Genomic DNA, 17,871 nt, shown 5'->3' on the forward strand with positions numbered 1-17,871 from the left:
GAGGCTCCTCTTACAATTTTGCCGCCCGTGATCTATCAGGCGGCATGTCGATCTGGGTGCGCATTTCCGACTTCGTATCCGGCACGGCGGGCAATGCGCTCGGCGGTCTGGTCGAGCAGGTGCGCACCGTGTTCGCCGGCGACCCGGAGACGCGGGCGCGCGTGGCGTTCTCGGTCGCCATGATCGCGCTTTCCGCCAAGATGGCGAAGGCCGACGGCGTGGTGACCACGTCCGAGGTCGACGCGTTCCGCGAGATCTTCGAAATCCCCGACGAGGAAGCCGAAAGGGTCGCCAGCCTCTACAACCTCGCCAAGCGCGACGTCGCCGGCTACCAGAGCTACGCGGCGCAACTGGCAGGTCTTTGCGGTTCGGGCCAGCCCGACTGCCCGATGCTGCGCGACATTCTCGACGGGCTGTTCCACATCGCCAAGGCAGACGGGCTCGTGCACGAAAAGGAACTGGCGTTCCTGTCGGACGTGGCGGCGATCTTCGGCATCACCGAGGCCGAATTCGACCGGATTCGCGCCCGCCACGTCGATGTCGGTGACGGCGATCCGTGGCGCATTCTGGGCCTGGAGCCGGGGACCGCCTACGCCAATGCGCGCAGGCGCTATCGCGAACTGGTGCGCGACAACCATCCCGACACGATGGCCGCGCGCGGCGTTCCGGCCGAGTTCCACGCCATCGCCCATGAGCGCATCGCGGCGATCAACGCGGCCTGGGACAGGGTCGAGCCGGAACTCCGGCGGCGATGAGTGGCCCGGAACCCCTGGCGCCGTTCGACGCCGAGATCGATGGCGCGACCGTCCGGCCATCGCCCAATTTCGGCGAGCGGCGCACCGACGATGCCCCGCATCTGATCGTCCTGCACTATACCGGCATGGCCACCGGACCGGCCGCCGAGGACTGGCTCTGCGCGCCCGAAAGCGAGGTCTCCAGCCACTACCTCGTCCACGAGGATGGCGGCATCGTCCAGATGGTGCCCGAAGAAAAGCGCGCCTGGCACGCCGGCCGATCGTTCTGGCGCGGCATCGCGGACGTCAATTCGGCCTCGGTCGGCATCGAGATCGCCAATGGCGGTCACGCGTTCGGCCTGCCCGACTATCCCGAGCCGCAGATCGCGGCCGTCGTCACATTGGTGGCGGCGATCATGGCTCGCCACGGCATCGGCGCGCATGACGTGATCGCCCATTCGGACGTGGCGCCCGGCCGCAAGCAGGATCCGGGCGAGCGCTTTCCATGGGGGAGGCTGGCCGAGGCGGGAGCCGCGATCCATGCCGCGCCGGTTCCGGTCGGAGGAGGGCGCTTCTTCGCGCCCGGTGATGTGGGCGAACCGGTGGCGGCGCTTCAGTCAATGCTGGGCCTTTACGGCTTCGACACCGATCCGGACGGGGTCTTTGGCGAGAAGACGCGCATCCAGATCGAGGCGTTTCAGCGGCGCCACCGTCCCGCGCGCGTCGACGGCATCGCCGACATGTCGACGATCGAGACGCTCAACCGGGTTCTGAGGCTCTACCCGTCGCTTGGCTGAACGCCGGGCCTCGCGCGGTGTTACGCGCTGTCTTCCACTTTGACTTGTTGCGGCGCACAAGCGCCCCATTCGCCCTGTTGGTCCGCGCTTCAACCCAGAAAGCGGATTTTTTCCATGAATGCAAAGACGATTGGCCTTTTTGGCCTGCTGGCGACGCTCACCCTGGTCGCCGGCTGCGAGACGACCGGCAACATGGCTGCGGCCGACACCGACATCGCCACGCCTGAAGCAAGCGAACTGGCGCTCGCCATCGACAATCCGGTCAGCAAGGCGGCAGGCGACGACCGCCCGTTCGCGAAGCTGATCGCTCAACACGCGGCGGCCAACGAGGTTCCGGTCGAACTGGCCCATGCGGTCATCTATTCGGAAAGCAGCTACAGGTCCGATGCGCGCGGCGCGGCCGGCGAGATCGGTCTGATGCAGATCAAGCTCGCCACGGCCCGCATGATGGGCTACGGCGGCTCGGCGAAGGGGCTCTACGACCCGGCCACCAACATCAAGTACGGCATGAAATATCTCGGCGGCGCGCACCAGCTTGCCGGCGGCACCACTTGCGGCACGATCCTGCGCTACAATGCCGGCCACGCCGCGCGATCGATGAACCCGGTCTCGCAGCGCTATTGCAACAAGGTCTCCGGAATCCTTGGCGAATAAGGCATCTGGTGCCGGCGACCGCCTCTCCCGGATCGGTAAACCTAGGCTAACCCGTTGAATCCACTCATGATTGGTCGACCCCGTATGGACGGGTCGCAGCGCGCCGCAAACACCGTTCCAAGACGATAGGCCATTGACGCGGCGGGCCGGTGCCTACCTTCTGGCTCAGGCCCGAGCGGTCAAACAGTGGAGGCAGGCCTTGACCATCTTGCGCGTCATCATCGCGGCGTCGGGCGCGGCATTCGCCGCGCTCATCCTGTGGGCGTTCTTCGCGGCCGAGTTCTGGGCGTCGTTCGATGCGATCACGGCGGACCCGTGGGGACTGGTCACGCTGGCCGACCTCTATCTGGGCTTCTTCCTGGCCGCGATCGTCATCGCCTTCTTCGAAAGGGGTGGGCGCGCGGTGCTGTGGATCGTGCCTCTGCCGTTCCTGGGCAATCTTTGGGCGGTGGTCTGGTTCGTCGTCCGCCTGCCCGAATTGCGCAGACGGCTTGCCGCCTCGCGTTCTGCGGCGACTTGACGCCCGGCCTGTCAACCCCTCTAAATGCCGAGGCGGTTGTCACGCGAGTCGACCGATCACGCTTGACTTGCGCCGCAGGCGTTCGGGGAGGGCGGTCATGACAACGAAAATCTGCATAGCCGACGATCATCCATTGTTCCGCGACGCCATCAAGTCGGCGCTCGTCGGGCACATCAATGGCGGCCCGGCAAACACCACGATGATCGAGGCGGGCGACTTCAACGAGGCGATCGCCGTGCTCGACCGCGAGCACGATCTCGACCTGTTGCTGCTCGATCTGACCATGCCGGGCGCGAGCGGCCTGTCGGCGCTGGTCGCCGTGCGCGCCTCCTATCCCGCGGTTCCAGTGGTCGTGGTTTCGGCGAGCGACGATCCGACGACGGTGCGCCGGGCGCTCGATCTCGGCGCATCGGGCTTCATCTCCAAGTCGGCCGGCTCGGAGGCGATCCGTTCCAGCGTTCAGGCGGTTCTCGATGGCGAGGTCGCCATTCCGGACAATATCGATCTGGGCCGTGAGCACGACCCGGAGGTCGAGGACCTGATCAGCCGCATCCGCACGCTGACGCCGCAGCAGGCGCGAGTGCTCGGCATGCTCGCGGAGGGCCTTCTGAACAAGCAGATCGCCTACGAACTCGGTGTGTCCGAGGCGACCATCAAGGCGCATGTCTCGGCGGTGCTGCAGAAGCTCAACGTGGACAGCCGCACCCAGGCCGTCATCCGCCTGTCGAAGATCGGCAGCGAGATGCTGCGCGGCGGCGAAGGCGACAGTACGGCCAGCGCCTGAGGCCGGCCAGGGCCCGTTCCGCTCAGCCGAACCGGCCCGAACGCGGGAAGCCCTTGGGCACCATCCGGCCGGCGCCGGCACGCACGCCCATCCATTCGGCCAGTTCGTCCCTCGACCGGGTGAACGTGCGGCCGGACGAATCCTGCCAGCTCAACCCCTCCTGCATCGCGAACACCTTGGCGTCGCCGATGCCGCCATCCTTGTAGCGCTGCAGCCGCACGCCCTTGCCGCGCGTCATCTCGGGCACCTGATCGAGCGGAAAGACCAGCAGCTTGCGGTTCTCGCCGACGACCGCCACATGGTCGGGTGCCGCCCCGCCCTCGGCCGTCTCGATCGTCCTGCAGATGCGCGCCTCGTCGGGCATCTTGACGTTCATCACCTGCTTGCCCTTGCGCGTATTGGCGCTCACATCGCTTTCGCCGACGACGAAGCCGTTGCCGGCCGACGAGGCGACCAGCAGCTTGCGCCCGGGCCTGTGCACGAAGGCGGTGACGATGTCGGCGTCATTGTCCATGTCAACCATCAGCCGGATCGGCTCGCCATGGCCGCGCCCGCCGGGCAGCCGGTCGACGCCGATCGTGTGGAACTTGCCGGTGGTCGTGAACACCAGCACCTTGTCGGTCGTGTGGGCGGGGAAGGCGGTCTTGAGCGTGTCGCCCTCCTTGAAGGTCAGCGTGGACGGGTCGATCTGATGACCCTTCATGGCGCGCATCCAGCCCTTGTCGGATACGACGACGGTGACCGGCTCCTTTTCGATCATCGCCTGCTGGACCGCTTCGAGATCGATCTCCTGCGCCTCGGCGAACGAGGTGCGGCGCCTGCCCAGCTCGGTCTCCTTGCCGAACCGGTCGCGCACCTTGCCGATCTCCCAGGCGATCGTCTTCCACTGCGCGTCCTCAGAGGCCAGCAGCCGTTCGATCTGGTCCTTTTCCTCGGTGAGCTGGTCGAATTCCTTGCGGATCTCGACCTCCTCGAGCTTGTTCAGCGCGCGAAGCCGCAGGTTCAGGATCGCGTCGGCCTGCACCTCGGTCAGCTCGAACGCGGCCATCAGCTGCTTCTTCGGCTCGTCCTCGTAGCGGACGATGCGGATCACCTCGTCGATGTTCAGATAGGCGATCAGGAAGCCCGAAAGCACCTCGAGCCGCTTTTCGATGTTGGCCAGCCTGTGCTGTGACCGGCGCACCAGAACGTCGCGGCGATGATCGAGCCATTCGCGCAGCACCTCGCGCAGGTTCATCACCTTGGGCACGATCCCGCCGGAAAGCACGTTCATGTTCAGCGGCTGCCTGCTTTCCAGATCGGTCAGCTTGAACAGCGACTCCATCAGAAGGTCCGGGTCGACCGAGCGCGACTTCGGTTCGAGCACGATGCGCACATCCTCGGCGCTCTCGTCGCGCACGTCGTCCAGCAGCGGCACCTTGCGGGCGATCAGCAGTTCGGCGATCTTCTCGATCAGCCGCGACTTCTGCACCTGATAGGGGATTTCCGTGACGACGATCCGGTAGCCGCCGCGACCCGTCTCCTCCCTGTGCCAGCGCGCGCGCACCCGGAAACCGCCGCGACCGGTCTTGTAGGCTTCGAGGATGTTCGCACGCGGCTCGACGATGATGCCCCCGGTCGGCAGGTCCGGGCCGGGCACGAACTCGACCAGCTTTTCGATCGTCGCGTTCGGAAACTTGATCATATGCAGCGCCGCCTCGCAGATTTCGGCGGCGTTGTGCGGCGGGATGTTGGTCGCCATGCCGACCGCGATGCCCGAAGAGCCGTTGGCGAGCAGGTTCGGGAACGCGCCCGGCAGCACGACCGGCTCGGTGTCTTCCTCGTTGTAGTTGGGTCGGAAGTCGACCGCGTCCTCGGTGATGCCCTCGAGCAGCAGCGTGCCGACCTCGGTCATCCGCGCTTCGGTGTAGCGGTAGGCGGCTGGGCTGTCGCCGTCGATGTTGCCGAAATTGCCCTGGCCGTCGACCAGCGGATAGCGCACCGAGAAATCCTGGGCGAGCCGGACCAGCGCGTCATAGATCGCTTGGTCGCCGTGCGGATGAAAGTTACCCATCACGTCGCCGACGATCTTGGCGCACTTGCGGTAGGCGGCCTCGGGATTGAGGCGCAGCAGCCGCATCACGTAGAGGATGCGCCGGTGCACGGGCTTCATGCCGTCGCGCGCATCGGGCAGCGCCCGGTGCATGATCGTCGACAGGGCGTAGGCGAGGTAGCGCTCCTCGAGCGCCGACTTCAGGTCGATCGGCTCGACCTCGCGCCCGGGGCCGTCGCCATCGCCCGGCGGTTGCACGGTTTTCGACATGATTTCTGGTTACCGGCTTGCGCGATTCGCAGCAAGCGAGCCGCTGAGCGATCCCCGGCGGGGCCGGGGATCGCGCGGCGCGTCCTGGCTCAGGCCTGCTTTCGCAACAGGTCGCGGATTTCGGTCAGGAGCACCACGTCCTCCGCCGGCGCGGCGGGCGCGGCTTCGGCTTCGGTTTCCTGCTTGCGCTTCATGTTGTTTACCGCCTTGACCATCAGGAAGATGATGAAGGCGAGGATCAGGAAGTTGATGACGGCGGTCAGGAAGGCGCCATAGGCCAGCACGGCGCCCTGTTCGCGGGCCGCTTCAAGCGAACCCGCGGTGACCTCCGCGCCGAGCGGGATGAAATAGTTGGAGAAGTCGAGCCCGCCGAAGATGGCTCCGACGATCGGCATGATGACATCGCCGGTCAGCGACGTGACGATCGCGCCGAACGCCGCCCCGATGATCACGCCCACGGCGAGATCCATGACATTGCCCTTGGCGATGAATTCCTGAAATTCCTTGAGCATGTGCGCCCCCTTTGTCGGTTGCTCGAAAGACGATCGCGGCGGACCAGAAAATGCCGCCGGCGCTCACTACAGCACTTGATGCCCGCGTGGAACGGCAATTCGGCACCGACGGCCATTGAGTGTGGTTAGACATCGATGGTGCGCTCTGCTTGAATGCGCGCCGGATCGGGAGTGGTGCATGCAGGGTTGGCTGGTAGCGCTGTCGGCGTTCGGATATCTGGCCATTCTGTTCGCGGTCGCCGCCTATGGCGACCGGCGTTCGCGCGCCGTCCCGCCGGGCAGCCCGCGACCGCTGATCTACGCGTTCAGCCTGGCCGTCTACTGCACCTCATGGACCTTCTTCGGCTCCATCGGCCTCGCCGCGAGCGACGGCTTCGAGTTCTTCGCCATCTATCTCGGGCCGATCCTGGTCTTCACCCTTGGCTATCCGCTGGTCCGGCGGGTGGTCCACCTGTCCAAGTCCGAGCGGATCACCTCGATCGCCGACTTTCTGGGCGCCCGATACGGCAAGTCGATGCACGTCGCAGCGCTCGCCGCCTGCATCGCCGTCATCGGCACGGTTCCCTACATCGCGCTGCAGCTGAAGGCCGTCTCCAACGCGGTCACGCTGATGGTCAGCCACTATGACGGCACGGGCGGCTATCCCGCCACGCTGACGCTCGACGTGTCGTTCGTCGTCGCGGCCTCGCTGCTGGTCTTTTCGGCGCTGTTCGGCACCCGCCATGCCGATGCGACCGAGCACCAGGACGGGCTGATCACGGCGATCGCGGTCGAATCGGTCGTCAAGCTGCTCGTCTTCCTGCTGGTCGGCCTTGCCATCACGTTCTTCATCTTCGGCGGCATGGAGCCGATCGCCGAGGCGTTCCGGTCGGACCCGGCGGTCGCGCGATCGCTGTCGGAGGGCACGTCCGGCGAGACCTGGCTGGTGATGACGTTGCTCAGCGCCTGCGCGATCCTGATGCTGCCCCGCCAGTTCCACGTCACCGTGGTCGAGCATCGCTCGGACGTCGAACTGCGCCGCGCCGCCTGGCTGTTTCCGATTTATCTGATCGCCATCAACCTGCTGGTCATGCCGATCGCCGTCGCCGGCATGATCCATCTGGGGCCGGACGTGCCGGCTGACATGTACCTGCTGGCGCTGCCGCTTGCCGCCGACCTGGACCTTCTGGCGCTGATCACCTTCATCGGCGGGCTGTCGGCGGCGACCGCCATGGTGATCGTCGCCTCGGTGGCGCTGGCGATCATGGTGTCCAACGACCTCGTGCTGCCGGCGCTGCTGTGGCGCAAGGGCGCGGCCGCCCGTTCGGCGGCGAGCGACTGGTCGCAGATCATCCTGAGCATCCGGCGCGTCGCGATGGCGGTGATCATCCTCGCCGCCTTCGTCTATTACCGGCAGGCCGACCAGACGGCGCAACTCGCATCGATCGGACTTTTATCGTTCGCCGCGATCGCCCAGTTCGCGCCGGCCTTCCTGATCGGCCTGATCTGGCGCGGCGCCAATGCCCGCGGCGCGTTTCTTGGGATGGCGTCGGGCTTCATCGTCTGGGCCTACACGCTGCTGCTGCCCAATCTGGCCGGCGCCGATTCGCAGATCGTGCGCGAAGGCCTGCTCGGCATCGCCATACTTCGGCCCAGCCAGCTCTTCGGGGTCCAGTTCGACCCGCTGGTGCACGGCGTCTTCTGGTCGCTGGCGGTCAACATCGCCTTTCTCGTCGGCGGCTCGCTGTCGCGCGTGCCGACGCCGCTCGAACGCATCCAGGCGGTCACCTTCGTGCCGCGCGAGACCCAGCAGACGATCGGCCTCAAGCGGTTCCGGACCACGACCACCATCGACGAACTCAAGGGCGCCATCGCCCGCTATGTCGGCACCGCGCGCATGGAACGCGCGTTCGAGACCTTCGAGTTGCGCGAGGGCCGCAAGCTGGTCGGATCGGATACGACCGACATCTCCGTGGTGCGCTATGCCGAACAGGTGCTCGCCAGCGCCATCGGCTCGTCGTCGGCCCGGCTCGTCCTGTCGCTGCTGTTCGAAAAGGACGGCGCCTCGTCGCGCGAGACGGTGCGGCTTCTCGACGACGCATCCGAAGCGTTGCAGCAGAACCGTGACCTTCTGCAGAAGGCGCTCGACCAGATGGATCAGGGCATTTCCGTGTTCAACAGCGAGTACCGGCTGACCAACTGGAACGGGCAGTTCCGGCGGCTGCTCGGCCTGCCGCCCGAAATGGGCAATTTCGGCATGCCGCTCAAATCGATCACCGGAACGCTGGTCGAGGGCGGGCAGATCACCGTCGAGGCCGAGCGCGAGCTTGTCGAGAACGTCACTCGGTTCCGCCGCGCCTGGCAACTCTCGCTCGGCCGCAGCGGGCGCATTCTCGAAATCCGCTCGAACCCGATGCCCGACGGCGGGCTCGTCATCACCTACACCGACATCACCGGTCGGGTGGAGGCCGACGAGGCGCTCAAGCGGACCAAGGAGAGCCTCGAGATGCGGGTTCAGGCGCGCACGGCCGAACTGACCGAAGTCAACGAGGAACTGGCCGTCGCCCGCCGCCGCGCCGAAGAGGCCAACATCGGCAAGACGCGCTTTCTCGCTGCCGCCGGCCACGACATCTCGCAACCGCTCAACGCCGCGCGGCTCTACACCTCCTCGCTGGTCGAGCGCATGGGCGGGCAGGCCGACGCGACCAATCGCGAGATCGCGCACAAGATCGATTCCGCGCTCGAATCGGTCGAGCACATCATCGGCGCCGTGCTCGACATCTCCCGGCTCGATGCCGGCGCGCTGACGCCGAGCCCCACCCGCTTTCGGCTGATCGATCTGCTTGAACAGGTGCGCACGGATTTCGCGCCGATGGCGCGCGAGAAGGGCCTCGAGATCCGCCTCGTGCCGACCAGCCTGATCGTCGAGACCGACCGCAACCTTTTGCGCCGCCTTTTGCAGAATCTCGTCTCCAACGCGGTCAAGTACACCCACGAGGGCCGCGTCCTGATCGGTGTGCGCCGGCACAATCATGACGCGGTGATCGGCGTCTACGACACGGGCATCGGCATCGCGCCCGACAAGGTGGCGCGGGTGTTCGAGGAGTTCCAGAGGCTGTCGGACGGTGCGCGCATCGCCGCCGGTCTTGGCCTTGGCCTTTCGATCGTCGACCGGATCTCGCGTGTGCTGAGCCTGGAGGTGGCGCTGGAATCGACGCCGGGTCGCGGAACCGCCTTCAAGGTCGCCGTGCCGACCGTCGAGGCGGCGCCGCAAGCCGCTCCGGCCCCAAGGCCCGCCGAGCCCGCCCCGAGCCGGTCGATCCTGACCGGGCTGACCATCGCCTGCATCGACAATGACGAGACGATCCTGTCGGGCATGAGCGTGCTGCTGACCGGCTGGGGCGCGACCGTGATCGGAGCCCCCCGCCGCGAAATGCTGGCCCGTGCGCTCGATGAGCATGGCGCCGATCCGCAGGTGATCATAGCCGACTACCATCTCGACGACGGCACCGGCATGGACGTGATCGCCGATATGCGCGCCCGCTATGGCGAGGAGATCACCGCCGTCCTCGTCACCGCCGACCGGTCCGGCGAACTGCGCGAACGAACCTCGTCCGCCGGCGTGCATCTTCTCAACAAGCCGCTCAAGCCGGCGGCCCTCCGCGCCATGCTGACGCAGGTGCCGCTGCCGCGCGTCGCTGCCGAATAGGGCAGGACAGAGGGCGCCCGGATCGTAGCCCGACAATGAGCCGACCTCCAAATTTCGGTGCTGAGCCCGCCGGATTAACCATCTCAATTTTCACTTTCGCAGTAATTGCCCGTTAATTTCGGCGACCGGCGCCGGCGGGTGGCGCCCATACATTCCTCGAACCCCTGGTGCGATCCATGCGTGGTCTTTTCGGCGCGGCCGGTCTTTGTGTGCTATCGGCTCTTGTGGTCGCCGGGTGCACCGCATCCTCGGGCATCGAAGCGCTGGAGTTGCCCGAACCTTCGCGCGAGATCACAAGCTCGATTACGCCGCCGGCGCCGGTCCCGGCCGCCGGCGTCCCCGATGCCGCGCCGGCGAACGCGATGGCGCCGTCCGCCCTTTCGCGCACCGCTCCCGCGATTTCGACGCCGCCGGCGCCGGCCCCTGTCGAAGTGGCGCTGGCCCGTCCCGAAAACCCCGCTCGAACGGGCGGCCGCCTGACGATCTACGCCCCCCGTTTCGGCGACGCCAAACCGGTCAATTTCGGCCGCGCCTCGCCCGACAGGTTCGCCGTGCACGGCGTTGACGTCTCTCACTGGCAGCAGGAGATCGACTGGAAGACGCTGCGCACGCAGGGCGCCAATTTCGCCTTCATCAAGGCGACCGAGGGCGGCAAGCATGTCGACCGGCTGTTCCGGCGCAACTGGGACGAAGCGCGAAAGGCCGGTATTCCGCGCGGCGCCTATCATTTCTTCTACTGGTGCCGTGCAGCCTCCGAACAGGCCGACTGGTTCATCCGGAACGTGCCCAAGGAGCCGGGCGCGCTTCCGCCGGTGCTCGATGTCGAGTGGTACGGCAACAAGGGCTCGTGCCCGAAAAAGCCGCCGCGCGCCACAGTCCTCAAGAAGATGAAGGTGTTCTCCGATCGGATCGAGGCGCACTATGGCGTCAAGCCGATCATCTACACCACGCCCGACTTCTACGAGGACAATCTGCAGGGCCAGTTCACGGACCATTCCTTCTGGTTGCGTTCGGTCGCCGCCCACCCCAGGGAGCGCTACCCGAACCGTCCGTTCGCCTTCTGGCAGTATTCGGGAACCGGCACGGCCAAGCGCGGTGTCGAAACGAAGATCGATCTGAACGTCTTCAACGGCACCGAGGAAGGCTGGCACAACTGGCTGGCGCAGAACCTGACACGCTAGCACGCCGCCCGGCGACGAAAGATCCGCGCGATCGCGATTGACCGCCGTGAGCGGGTGTTGCAACGGTTCGCCATCACCGAGCAGCGCGGAATCATCGCATGAGCCGGCCTCTCTATGTCATTGAACACTGGGCCCTTGCCGAGCCCGATGCCGGACGGCGCCACCTGATCGCGCGCGGCCACGACGTGCGCGTGATCGAGCCGTGGCGGGGCGAGGTCTTGCCCGACCTGACCGGCGAGGAAGCCGGCGTGATGGTGATGGGCGGCCCGCAAATGGTCACCGATCTGGCCGACCATCCCTACCTGTCGGACGAATGCCGGCTGATCGAGCAGGCGATGGAGAAGAGCGTCCCGCTGGTCGGCGTGTGCCTGGGTTCGCAACTCGTCGCGCACGTGCTTGGCGCCGCTGTCGGCCCTCTGACCGACGGCTCGCAGTGCTTCGGCTACTACCCCACACGATCGACTGGCGATGGCAGCGGTCTTCTGCCCGAGCGGCTGGTGACCCTCAACGGCAACGCCGAACACTGGTCTCTGCCTGAAGGCGCGCGCCTTCTCGCGATGGGCGAGAGCGAGGCGGCGCCCCGCCAGGCCTTCTCCTACGGCGAGACGACGATCGGCCTGCAGTTCCATCCCGAGGTCACGCGGCCCATTCTCGACCAGTGGCAGCGCGATTATGGCCATGTCATCGGTCTGCCGGGTACGCAGCCAAGAGCCGAGCAGGACGAAGGCTTCGGCCGGCACGATCCGGCGCTCAAGGCCTGGTACGGTCGCTTCCTCGACACCTGGTTCGGGCCGCCGGCGGCCTGATCAGGGCCGGGAAAGGGCGTCCTCGATCGCCTCGCGGATGAAGCGCTGATAGGGGATGTCGCGCGCTTTCGCCCGCGCCTTGACCGCATCGAGCATGTCCTCGGGCATGCGGATGTTGATCTGCTTGTCCTTGCGCCGCAGTTCGAAGCGCATGAACCGACCGCCGGAGAGGTCATACTCGGTCAGGTCGGCATTATCGACGAAGTCTTCCGCTTCCTTGTTCGTTCGAAACGTCGGAAGCGGCTTAAGTGCTCTGTCTGAGTCGCTCATAGTGTTCGGCCTCCTTTCTGTGCATGTAGCGCGCGCTGATGGGTCGAATGAGGATGCGGCCCAGCCTGTTGCGATAGCAGAACGCCACGAACAATCGTGCGCCGTCCTTCGTGCGGCCGATGCCGCGAAAGCGCGGTTCGGCGAGCGTCGAATTCGGATCGTCGAAGACGACGAGACCCTCGTTGAACACGAACTCGATCTCCGCCTTGCTGACACCGTGCTTGGCGCATTTGGGCCAGTTGCCGTCATCCCAGTCGAAGCCGTCGATCTTCATCGGCCATCACGATGTCTATACAAATGCATAGACATGAAGGCAAGCTCACATCCAGCGCGCCACATAGGCCACGGTCGCGGGATCGAACCAGTTGCGCGAATATTCCTCGATCGTGTTGGCGTTGCCCCAGGAAATCCGTTCGACGCGGCCGAGCGGATCGCCGGGCCTGAACGGCAGGCCGTCCGGCGCGAAGTCGGGGCAGGGCGAGACCGACACGCGATCCTCGACGCGGGCGATCCAGAAGCCGAGCGCCTCCCGGTAGAAAAGATGCAGCGATTCCGGAATGTCGGCGGCGTCGAGCGAAGGCGCATGGCGCACGTCGAACCAGATTTCCTCGACGGCGGCGGGCGCATCGCCCAGATAGCGCAGCCGCCGGATGCGCCACGCCTCGGTCGAGGAGCCGCTACCAAAGCGCGGCGCGAAGTCGGGATGCGGCAGCCGGTCGAGCGACAGGATGCGCGCCGTCGGCAGGCCCGCCCCGTCCTTCAGTTCCAGATGGAAGAACTCGTAGATCGCGCCGGTCTTGGCGCGCGCCCGCACATAGGTGCCCGAGCCCTGGATGCGCTCGAGCAGGCCGCGGCCTTCCAGGTCCGCGAGCGCCTTGCGCAGCGTGCCGACGGCGACCCCCAGGCTCCTCGCCAGTTCGACCTCGGTCGGCAGGCGCGCCCCGTCGGGCCATATGCCGGCGGCAATCTCGCGCGCCAGAAGTTCGGAAATCTGGATGTAGAGCGGCAGCGCGCCGCCCTTGACCGGTGGTGCCGCCACGGCTCGTCCCCTTTGCCTCGACCATAGGCGGCGGAGCAGACGCTGTCACCGCTTCAATTCATTCACTATTGATACATGTATGATCCGATGCTAGCTCTATCGGCAAAGGGCGCGTCACAAGCGCCACCGAAGAATGGCTGGGAGAATGCCAGATGACCGTCGTACCGGTGACGAGCGCGGACCTCGATGCCGCCGAAGTGGCGTGGTTCGCGCCGATCTGTTCCGATGACTACCGTTACCTGGGCGTGCCGGACGGTACGTTGCGCTCCTCGTTCGCCCACACAAGCGAGATCGTGCGCACCGCCGACCGTCTCGGCTTCCGCAACATACTGTGCCCCTCCTCCTATCAGGTCGGCCAGGACACGTGGAGCTTCGTCTCCGCCATGGCGCCGCAGACCGACAACATCAACATGCTGGCCGCGATCCGCTGCGGCGAGGTGCATCCGGCCATGCTGGCGCGCGCCATCGCCACGGTCGACCACGTCATGAAGGGGCGGCTGACGCTGAACGTTATCTCTTCCAACCAGCCCGGCGAGGATGCGACGAGCGAGTTGCGCTACAAGCGCTCGACCGAGGTCGTGGAAATCCTGCGCCAGGCCTGGACCCGCGAGCAGATCGATTATGAGGGCGAGATTTACCGCCTCAAGGGGCTGAGCACCGAGCCGGTTCGCCCCTACCAGCAAAATGGCGGGCCGCTCCTCTATTTCGGCGGCTATTCGCCGCCGGCCGTTGAATTGTGCGGCGCCCACTGCGATGTCTACCTGATGTGGCCCGAACCCGAGGAATTGCTCGCCGAACGCATGCGGACCGTCCATGCCCGCGCCGAGGCCCATGGAAGGACGCTTGACTACGGCCTGAGGGTCCACGTGATCGTGCGCGACACGGAGGCCGAGGCGCGCGACTATGCCGACGAACTGGTCTCCAGGCTCGATGATGGCACCGGCGAGGAAATCCGGAACCGGGCGCTCGATGCCAAGAGCTTCGGCGTGTCGCTGCAATCGGCCAACCGCGACAGGGCCGACGAGGACGGCTTCGTCGAACCCAATCTGTGGACCGGCATCGGCCGCGCGCGGTCGGGCTGCGGTGCCGCGCTGGTCGGCTCGGTTGACCAGGTCATGGACAAGCTCGAGCGGTACCGGAAGATGGGCATCCGCGCCTTCATCCTGTCGGGCTATCCGCATCTGGATGAGTGCGTCAATTTCGGGCAGAAGGTGCTTCCGCACTTGCAAACCTGCTCGTTGCCCCATGTCTATGGGCGCGTACCCGAACAAACACCGGCAACGCCGCTCGGCGTTGGAGAACGACACTGATGGAAACGATCGACTTCGGCCACGGCGTGCCGCCCATGAGCCGGCTGGTCTATGGCGCCTGGCGCCTGGCTGACGACCATGACCGGTCGCTGAGCCATGTGGTCGAGAAGGTCGAAGCCTGCCTCGACCAGGGTATCACCACCTTCGACCATGCCGATATCTATGGCGACTACGAGTGCGAAGCCCTGTTCGGCCGCGCGCTGCACGGCCATTCGACGCTCAAGCAGAAGATGCAGATCGTCACCAAGTGCGACATCATGCTGGTCTCGCCGGACAAGTTCCCGCGCCGGCGCACCAAGCACTATGACACCTCGGCCGCCCACATCCGCGATTCGGTCGAGAACTCCCTGCGCCGGCTCGGTGTCGAGGTGATCGACATGCTCCTGATCCACCGGCCCGATCCCTTCACGGATCATCACGAGACCGGCGGCACGCTCGATGCGCTGATCGCCGAGGGCAAGATCAGGGGCGCGGGCGTCTCCAACTTCATGCCATGGGACGTCGATCTGCTGCAGTCGGCGATGCAGAACCCGATTCTGACCAACCAGATCGAGATCAGCCTTCTGAACAAGTCGGCCTTCACCAATGGCCAGATCGCCACGGCGCAGAGGCAGGCCATGCCATTGATGGCGTGGTCGCCGCTCGGCGGCGGTGAACTGTTCATGCCCGGCAGCGAGGTCGGCAAGCGCATCATGCCGCGCCTGACCGAACTGGGACAGGATCAGGGCGTCGCCGCCGAAGCGGTCGCGCTTGCCTGGCTTCTGGCCCATCCGGCCCGGATCATGCCCGTCGTCGGCACGAACTCGATGGGCCGGATCCGCCACATCTCCGATGCGCTGAACGTCGAACTCGATCGCGAGACCTGGTTCGAACTCTGGGCGCTGTCCGAAGGCGCCGAAGTGCCTTGAAAGGAAACCCGATGAACGCCGACGCCCATCTCAATCTCACCGCGCTCGAGCAGGCCGAACTCAAGCGGGCCATGGGCTGCTTTGCGACCGGGGTGACGATTGCCGCGACGCGTCACGGCGGCGCCGATCACGGCATGACCTGCAATTCGTTCAACACGGTCTCGCTCGAGCCGGCGATGGTGCTGTGGTCGATCAGGAAGCAGAGCGCCAGCCGCGCCGCGTTCCTTGAAAGCGGCGGCTACACGATTTCGGTCCTCGGCGCCGACCAGCGCGCCCTCGCCGAACGGTTCACCAAGGGTGCGCCGCAGGCGCGGTTCGACGGCGTTGACGCCGAGCGCCTGCCGAGCGGCCGCCTGCGGGTCGCCGATGCCATCGCCTGGTTCGACTGCGAACTGGTCGAGGCGGTCAGCGCCGGCGATCATGACGTTCTCATCGGCCGGGTGATCGCGTTCGCCGCGCGGCCGGACGCGCCGCTGCTTTACGTTCACGGCGCCTTCGTCGGCGAGGACTGAGCCCTGCGGCCAGCGCCGTTGAGCTGCCACAGCGCATGGGCGCCGAGCGCGCCGATCAAGAGCGCGCCGCCCAGCAGCACCGCCGGCGTCGGCGCTTCGGCGAAGATCAGCCAGACCCAGACGGGTGCGAGCACGGTTTCCAGCAGATAGAACATCGAGACCTCCGGCGCGGAGATGTATTTCGGTCCCGTCGCCAGACACCAGTAGGCGACCGGCAGCAGCACGACCCCGTTGAAGACGTGCCAGAACGCGTTGTCGGCGCTGACAGGAGCGCCCTGCCAGCCCAGCACGATCGCGGCGATCAGCGCCGGCACGATGCCGCCGATCATCGGCGCGAAACCGACGTCGGCGCGGCTGGCGCGCGAGATCGTGATCACGCTCGAGATCAGCAGCGAGGCGGCCAGAGCGAACATGTCGCCGAGAAGGTTGCCGGCCCTGAGCCCGTCGGCGACGATGATGCCGACCGCCACCATCATGGCCAGGATCGTCAGGACCGTGGCCAGCGACGGCCGCTCCTTGAGGAAGAACCAGCTCATCAGCGCCGTGAAGGCCGGCGTGAAGGCGATGATGAAGGCGACATTGGCGGCATCGGTGTTCATCACCGCGATCACGAAGGCCACGACCGTCAGCCCGTAAATGCCGGCGATTGCGTATCCGACACGGCCGGGCAGAAGGATGATCGTTCGCCCGGTCAGCCGTTGCGCGATCTGCCAGATCACCAGCGCCGCGATGAACGCGCTCCCCGAGCGCAGCAGCATCGCCGACCAGGGGTCGCCGCCACCGAGCTTGATCATCGGTATGTCGAAGCTCAGCGCCGTCCCGCCGATCGCGGTCAGCAGCAATCCCCTGGCATGCGGTGTCATCGCCGCACTTGGCTGGGCGCGGCGAAAACTGTCAAGCCGACCGGAGGCGCCGGGCGTTCCCGGCGGCCGGTTTCAGTGCGTCGGGGGTGCGATCACGTGCAGGGCGCCGCGTTGCCGCGGCATCGAAGCTGCCGGCGCGCCTGCACGATCTGCCAGATCGAATGGGCAAGAAGCGCCCCGATCAGCAGCGTGCCGCCGGTCAGAACGGCCGGTGTGGGCGCCTCGGCGAAGATGAGCCAGACCCAGATCGGCGCGAGGACCGTTTCCAGCAGATAGAACATGCCGACCTCGGGGGCGGTGATGTATTTGGGGCCCGTCGCCAGGCACCAGAAGGCCACCGGAAGCATGACCATGCCGTTGATCACGATGAAGAACGGTGCGTCGAGCTCGGCCGGTCGGCCCTGAAGGCCGAGCACGAGCCCGGCGACGGCAAGCGGCAGGAGCCCGCCGACCAGTGGCGCAAAGCCCATGTCCTGCCGGCTTGCCCGCGCCAGCGTGATCGCCGCTGCGAGCAGGATGGCGGCGCACAGCGCGAACAGGTCGCCGAAAACGCTGCCGGTCTGAAGTCCGTCGCCGACGATGATGATCACCGCGACGACCATGACGGCCATGGTGAGGAGCGTGGAACGGGCGGGGCGTTCGCCGAACAGCGCCCAGCTCATCAGCGCGGCGAACATGGAGGTGAAGGCGATGATGAAGACGATGTTGGCCGCGATCGTGTGCTGAACCGCCAGCACGAAGAAGATCGCCGCTGCGCCATAGAGCGCCGCGACCAGCGGTGCGCTGCGACCGGGAAGCAGGGCGATCGGCCGGCCGGTCAACCAGCGCGCGAGCTGCCACAGAAGCAGCCCCGCGAGCAGGCCGCCGGCGGAGCGAACCAGCAGGATCGACCAGGCATCGCCGCCGCCGAGCTTGAGCAGCGGAATGTCGAAGCTCAGCGCCAGCCCACCGGTGGCGGTGATCAGGACGCCTTTGGCGTGCGGTGTCATCA

At 66.3% G+C, this 17,871-nt stretch carries 18 protein-coding genes; 11 read left to right on the plus strand and 7 right to left on the minus strand.

Going from position 1 to position 17,871, the window contains the following annotated elements; translation table 11 throughout:
- Positions 1–44 precede the first annotated feature (44 nt).
- The 5 genes from E0E05_RS06830 to E0E05_RS06850 all read left to right on the plus strand — a co-directional run bounded on the left by E0E05_RS06830 (position 45) and on the right by E0E05_RS06850 (position 3,489).
- Positions 45–755 carry a J domain-containing protein gene (locus E0E05_RS06830; protein ID WP_131616038.1) on the plus strand — a complete coding sequence of 237 codons (711 nt, stop codon included), beginning with the start codon at positions 45–47 and terminating at the stop codon, positions 753–755.
- Positions 752–1,531, plus strand: a complete 780-nt coding sequence (locus tag E0E05_RS06835; RefSeq protein WP_244597990.1) for a peptidoglycan recognition protein family protein — start codon at positions 752–754, stop codon at positions 1,529–1,531. Before E0E05_RS06830 ends, E0E05_RS06835 begins: the two co-directional genes overlap by 4 nt.
- 114 nt (positions 1,532–1,645) lie before the next feature.
- On the plus strand, positions 1,646–2,185 hold the full coding sequence (locus tag E0E05_RS06840; protein WP_131616039.1) for a lytic transglycosylase domain-containing protein: 540 nt from the start codon (positions 1,646–1,648) through the stop codon (positions 2,183–2,185).
- Between the two features lie 199 nt (positions 2,186–2,384).
- Positions 2,385–2,705 carry a hypothetical protein gene (locus E0E05_RS06845; protein WP_131616040.1) on the plus strand — a complete coding sequence of 107 codons (321 nt, stop codon included), beginning with the start codon at positions 2,385–2,387 and terminating at the stop codon, positions 2,703–2,705.
- Between the two features lie 97 nt (positions 2,706–2,802).
- Positions 2,803–3,489, plus strand: a complete 687-nt coding sequence (locus E0E05_RS06850) for a response regulator (RefSeq protein ID WP_131616041.1) — start codon at positions 2,803–2,805, stop codon at positions 3,487–3,489.
- Positions 3,490–3,511: 22 nt separating this feature from the next.
- On the opposite strand, the gene parC is transcribed toward E0E05_RS06850, so the two are convergent.
- Positions 3,512–5,791 carry a DNA topoisomerase IV subunit A gene (parC, locus tag E0E05_RS06855; protein WP_131616042.1) on the minus strand — a complete coding sequence of 760 codons (2,280 nt, stop codon included), beginning with the start codon at positions 5,789–5,791 and terminating at the stop codon, positions 3,512–3,514.
- 89 nt (positions 5,792–5,880) lie between these two features.
- A complete protein-coding gene (mscL, locus tag E0E05_RS06860; RefSeq protein ID WP_131616043.1) occupies positions 5,881–6,303 on the minus strand; it encodes a large conductance mechanosensitive channel protein MscL in 423 nt (140 codons plus the stop codon).
- Between the two features lie 178 nt (positions 6,304–6,481).
- Between mscL and E0E05_RS06865 the strand changes: the two genes are divergently transcribed.
- The 3 genes from E0E05_RS06865 (at position 6,482) to E0E05_RS06875 (ending at position 11,978) form a co-directional block, all read left to right on the plus strand.
- The gene (locus tag E0E05_RS06865) at positions 6,482–9,991 is read left to right on the plus strand and encodes a PAS domain-containing hybrid sensor histidine kinase/response regulator (protein ID WP_131616044.1); all 3,510 of its coding nucleotides are present in this window, start codon (positions 6,482–6,484) and stop codon (positions 9,989–9,991) included.
- A 176-nt stretch (positions 9,992–10,167) separates the two neighbouring features.
- Positions 10,168–11,172 carry a glycoside hydrolase family 25 protein gene (locus E0E05_RS06870; protein ID WP_131616045.1) on the plus strand — a complete coding sequence of 335 codons (1,005 nt, stop codon included), beginning with the start codon at positions 10,168–10,170 and terminating at the stop codon, positions 11,170–11,172.
- A 98-nt stretch (positions 11,173–11,270) separates the two neighbouring features.
- A complete protein-coding gene (locus tag E0E05_RS06875) occupies positions 11,271–11,978 on the plus strand; it encodes a glutamine amidotransferase-related protein (protein ID WP_131616046.1) in 708 nt (235 codons plus the stop codon).
- On the opposite strand, the gene E0E05_RS06880 is transcribed toward E0E05_RS06875, so the two are convergent.
- The 3 genes from E0E05_RS06880 to E0E05_RS06890 are packed head-to-tail and all read right to left on the minus strand — an operon-like array spanning position 11,979 to position 13,287.
- Positions 11,979–12,248, minus strand: coding sequence for a CopG family antitoxin (locus tag E0E05_RS06880; protein ID WP_131616047.1), 270 nt, complete (start codon positions 12,246–12,248; stop codon positions 11,979–11,981). It lies immediately after the preceding gene.
- Complete coding sequence (locus E0E05_RS06885; RefSeq protein WP_131616048.1) at positions 12,223–12,522, minus strand: BrnT family toxin; 300 nt, start codon at positions 12,520–12,522, stop codon at positions 12,223–12,225. Before E0E05_RS06885 ends, E0E05_RS06880 begins: the two co-directional genes overlap by 26 nt.
- Positions 12,523–12,567: 45 nt before the next feature.
- Positions 12,568–13,287 (minus strand): GntR family transcriptional regulator, encoded by a 720-nt coding sequence (locus E0E05_RS06890; RefSeq protein ID WP_192900452.1) that lies wholly within the window; start codon positions 13,285–13,287, stop codon positions 12,568–12,570.
- A gap of 152 nt (positions 13,288–13,439) precedes the next feature.
- Here E0E05_RS06890 and E0E05_RS06895 point away from each other — a divergent pair, with 152 nt between their 5' ends.
- The 3 genes from E0E05_RS06895 to E0E05_RS06905 are packed head-to-tail and all read left to right on the plus strand — an operon-like array spanning position 13,440 to position 16,017.
- Positions 13,440–14,597, plus strand: coding sequence for an LLM class flavin-dependent oxidoreductase (locus E0E05_RS06895; protein WP_131616049.1), 1,158 nt, complete (start codon positions 13,440–13,442; stop codon positions 14,595–14,597).
- A complete protein-coding gene (locus E0E05_RS06900; protein ID WP_131616050.1) occupies positions 14,597–15,505 on the plus strand; it encodes an aldo/keto reductase in 909 nt (302 codons plus the stop codon). Before E0E05_RS06895 ends, E0E05_RS06900 begins: the two co-directional genes overlap by 1 nt.
- Before the next feature lie 11 nt (positions 15,506–15,516).
- Positions 15,517–16,017, plus strand: coding sequence for a flavin reductase family protein (locus E0E05_RS06905; protein WP_131616051.1), 501 nt, complete (start codon positions 15,517–15,519; stop codon positions 16,015–16,017).
- Here the strand turns inward: E0E05_RS06905 and E0E05_RS06910 are convergent.
- The gene (locus tag E0E05_RS06910) at positions 15,990–16,880 is read right to left on the minus strand and encodes a DMT family transporter (protein WP_131616052.1); all 891 of its coding nucleotides are present in this window, start codon (positions 16,878–16,880) and stop codon (positions 15,990–15,992) included. The genes E0E05_RS06905 and E0E05_RS06910 overlap by 28 nt on opposite strands.
- 92 nt (positions 16,881–16,972) lie before the next feature.
- Positions 16,973–17,869 carry a DMT family transporter gene (locus E0E05_RS06915; protein WP_131616053.1) on the minus strand — a complete coding sequence of 299 codons (897 nt, stop codon included), beginning with the start codon at positions 17,867–17,869 and terminating at the stop codon, positions 16,973–16,975.
- Positions 17,870–17,871: the final 2 nt, after the last annotated feature.

The organism is Roseitalea porphyridii (assembly GCF_004331955.1).
In the GTDB taxonomy this organism is placed as follows: domain Bacteria; phylum Pseudomonadota; class Alphaproteobacteria; order Rhizobiales; family Rhizobiaceae; genus Roseitalea; species Roseitalea porphyridii.

Coding starts and splice junctions, on each gene's coding strand:
- E0E05_RS06840 (WP_131616039.1), top strand. CDS start 1,646: ATGAATGCAAAGACGATTGGCCTTTTTGGCCTGCTGGCGACGCTCACC.
- E0E05_RS06910 (WP_131616052.1), bottom strand. CDS start 16,880: ATGACACCGCATGCCAGGGGATTGCTGCTGACCGCGATCGGCGGGACG.
- E0E05_RS06880 (WP_131616047.1), bottom strand. CDS start 12,248: ATGAGCGACTCAGACAGAGCACTTAAGCCGCTTCCGACGTTTCGAACG.
- E0E05_RS06915 (WP_131616053.1), bottom strand. CDS start 17,869: ATGACACCGCACGCCAAAGGCGTCCTGATCACCGCCACCGGTGGGCTG.
- E0E05_RS06895 (WP_131616049.1), top strand. CDS start 13,440: ATGACCGTCGTACCGGTGACGAGCGCGGACCTCGATGCCGCCGAAGTG.
- E0E05_RS06835 (WP_244597990.1), top strand. CDS start 752: ATGAGTGGCCCGGAACCCCTGGCGCCGTTCGACGCCGAGATCGATGGC.
- mscL (WP_131616043.1), bottom strand. CDS start 6,303: ATGCTCAAGGAATTTCAGGAATTCATCGCCAAGGGCAATGTCATGGAT.
- E0E05_RS06885 (WP_131616048.1), bottom strand. CDS start 12,522: ATGAAGATCGACGGCTTCGACTGGGATGACGGCAACTGGCCCAAATGC.
- E0E05_RS06865 (WP_131616044.1), top strand. CDS start 6,482: ATGCAGGGTTGGCTGGTAGCGCTGTCGGCGTTCGGATATCTGGCCATT.
- E0E05_RS06830 (WP_131616038.1), top strand. CDS start 45: ATGTCGATCTGGGTGCGCATTTCCGACTTCGTATCCGGCACGGCGGGC.
- E0E05_RS06905 (WP_131616051.1), top strand. CDS start 15,517: ATGAACGCCGACGCCCATCTCAATCTCACCGCGCTCGAGCAGGCCGAA.
- E0E05_RS06850 (WP_131616041.1), top strand. CDS start 2,803: ATGACAACGAAAATCTGCATAGCCGACGATCATCCATTGTTCCGCGAC.
- E0E05_RS06870 (WP_131616045.1), top strand. CDS start 10,168: ATGCGTGGTCTTTTCGGCGCGGCCGGTCTTTGTGTGCTATCGGCTCTT.
- E0E05_RS06900 (WP_131616050.1), top strand. CDS start 14,597: ATGGAAACGATCGACTTCGGCCACGGCGTGCCGCCCATGAGCCGGCTG.
- parC (WP_131616042.1), bottom strand. CDS start 5,791: ATGTCGAAAACCGTGCAACCGCCGGGCGATGGCGACGGCCCCGGGCGC.
- E0E05_RS06875 (WP_131616046.1), top strand. CDS start 11,271: ATGAGCCGGCCTCTCTATGTCATTGAACACTGGGCCCTTGCCGAGCCC.